Source organism: Isoptericola sp. NPDC060185 (assembly GCF_042728595.1).
GTDB lineage: Bacteria > Actinomycetota > Actinomycetes > Actinomycetales > Cellulomonadaceae > Isoptericola.
In genome coordinates this window covers 1-2,574 of sequence record NZ_JBHWYY010000140.1, presented here as the reverse complement: position 1 = coordinate 2,574, position 2,574 = coordinate 1, and the positions used below count along the sequence as shown (strand labels likewise).

1 protein-coding gene is annotated in these 2,574 nt (G+C 69.0%); it reads right to left on the bottom strand.

The window, feature by feature from the left end; all coding sequences use genetic code 11:
• On the bottom strand, positions 1 to 2,287 hold a 2,287-nt coding region (locus ACFWDO_RS21240; RefSeq protein WP_380347165.1), incomplete at its 3' end, for a M60 family metallopeptidase.
• Positions 2,288 to 2,574: the final 287 nt, after the last annotated feature.

The following is a 2,574-nucleotide window of genomic DNA, read 5'->3' as shown; positions in this document are numbered from 1 at the left end:
GGGTGTTGGTGGTGGTTTCTCTGCGGGGGGGGGGGGGGCGGGGTTGGGTTATCGGGGGGGCGCCGCCGAGGGGGGCGCCGTTCTGGCTGCTGAGGCCGACGAGCTTGAGGTAGCGTCCGGTGGCGGCGTCGAACGGGACCTGGGTGAGGTCGGTCCCGGTGGTGAACTGCCCGGTCGCGACCGGGTCGCCCCAGTTCGTGCCGTCGGTCGAGACGTAGATCTCGTAGTCCTTGATGCGTGAGTTGGACTCGTCCTGGCGGGGCAGGTATCCGAGCCCGGCCACGTCGTACGTGTGGCCGAGGTCGATCTCGATCGAGTGCGGGTAGGTGTCCGTGTTCCAGCGGGTGTGCCAGAAGGTCGACGGGTCGCCGTCGAGGGCGTTCGCGGCGCCCGCGTTGTCGTTCGTGGTCTCTTCGCTGCTGACCGCGGCGACGGACAGCGTCGAGGAGTCGATGGCGTCGTCGAGCAGCACCATCGCCGTGCCGTCGGCGTCGATCGTGTAGGACTTGCCGTACTCGGAGTAGGTCGCGGTGGACGCCAGCGGCTGCTCACCGTGCGGGGTGCCCTCGGGGACGGTGACCGCCCAGGTGGTCGTGACGGACTTGCCCTTGGCGACGGACTCGAAGGTGCTGGCCGTGGTCGGCGTCGCGGTCCAGCCGTCGGGCAGGTCGAGGGTCATCGACACGTCGTAGACCGGCCAGGCCTGCTTGTTGCCGAACGTGGTGGTGATCTCGCCCGCCTTGCCCGGCTCGAGGCCGGTTAGGTCGGTGCCGCCGATGGATGCTCGGGCCGGCAGGCCGCCCTTGGGGAAGTCGTCGTAGTAGGGCTCGTCGATGTTGGACTCGCGCAGGGTGGTCGGGTCGACGCGCGGGTTGGGCAGGGCGGCGGCGTCGATCCGGTCGCGGGTGGCCTCGGCCACGTCCGCGCCCCAGGCGTCCCAGAAGTCGGCCAGGTCTGCGCCGGCGGCGAGGCTGGTGGAGTAGATGACGTTCTGCCAGCGGGCGTCCTGGTCCCAGCCGCCGTTCTCGGTGTACGGGTCGAGCAGGTCGTCCGCCTGCTGACGCACCACCTTGTGCCAGTCCGGGAAGAAATCGTCGCCGTAGGCGAGGCGCAGCTGCTCGAACGGCAGCACCTTGTTCCAGTAGGGGATGTCGGCGTAGTCCCCGATCCCCTTCTCCAGCAGCTGGAACCCGTCGTCCCAGTAAGAGGTGCCATTGGAGTTGACCGCGCGCACGCGCGGCACCGAGCCGTACTCGCTAAAGTCACGCTGCACGGCGAGGGCGTAGCTCTGCACGGTGCTCTCGACCAGGTCGCTCGGAAGGACGGCCGACTGCTGGTGCTGGTGGCCGATCTCGTGCCAGGGGCCGAAGCCGTAGATGCGCAGCCCGTCGACCTTGAGCAGGTTGTCCTGGATCGGCACCGGGTACGCGGAGGCCTCGTCCCACGCGTAGGCAGCCGCTCCCTCGACCGGCTTGGGGAAGCCGATCAGGTGGTTCACGCCGGCCGGCGGTGCGTCCGGCGCGCCGACCGGGCCGTAGCCGGCGACCTTGTTCTCGACCGTGATGATCCGGTCGAGCGCCGCCAGGAGCTGGTTGTGGTTCTCGTTGCGGTACTTCAGCAGCGCCTGCCGGGTCACCGTGATCATCGACTTCTTGCCGTATAGCTCCACGAAGGGTGCGTCCAGGCGGTCGAGCTGACGCTGGAACGCCGCCTCCCCGGTCACGCCACGGGTGAACGTCGCCATCTGCTCGGCCGTGTCGCCGAACGTGATCGTCGCGGTCGACGGCGTCGCGGTCTTGGACTGGTAGTCGATGTAGACCACACCACCGTGCACGTCCGAGACCGTGTTCTTGCCCAGCTTCAGCGCGGTCAGCCGGGTCTTGAGCCCCTTGTCGTTGGCATCGATCTGGCTGTCGGGCGCGCCGATCGAGACCGACGGCACCCCGTTCGGGTCGTTCTTCTTCACGCCCGAGACCGTGATCGTCAGCTCGGTGTTCGGCGGCAGATACAGGCCCGTCGGCTGCAGGTCGGTCGTCGGGGCGTACTCCACCCCGACCCGCGCGGCCTCAGCCAGTGCGGACGGCGCACTCGCGAACTGCTGCGTCCAGCCGTTCTCGGTCGCGGTGGCGACCTTGGACGACGCCGCGGTCACGGCCTGGACCTGCACCTGCGACATCGACGGCGCAGGGCTCGCCTGCGCCGCTACCGCCGGGACCAACAGCGCGCTGCAGCTGACGGCACCCGCCACCAGACCGGCGAGGGGACGACTGTGGATTCTTCGAGTCATGCGGATCTCCTTCAAGAGACGGGCATCGGTGACCGGACAAGGAGCAAGCGCGGCCCCCTGAGAGTCTCCGAGCTTGGTGATTTCGGGGTTCGACGACGTGGCACTCCGGTACGTCGCGAACGAGCTGACGATGACGACGTCGCCCGCCGCACTACCGGTACGCGGCGTCGGTGTCGCCCACGCGACGAGGCCCGCCGGTCGGACCCTGCGGTGCTCGGCAGAGTCCGACCGGCGGAGGTTGTCGTGCGTTCTCAGCTGTCGGTGGGGGTGCCGTGGATGGTGTTCTC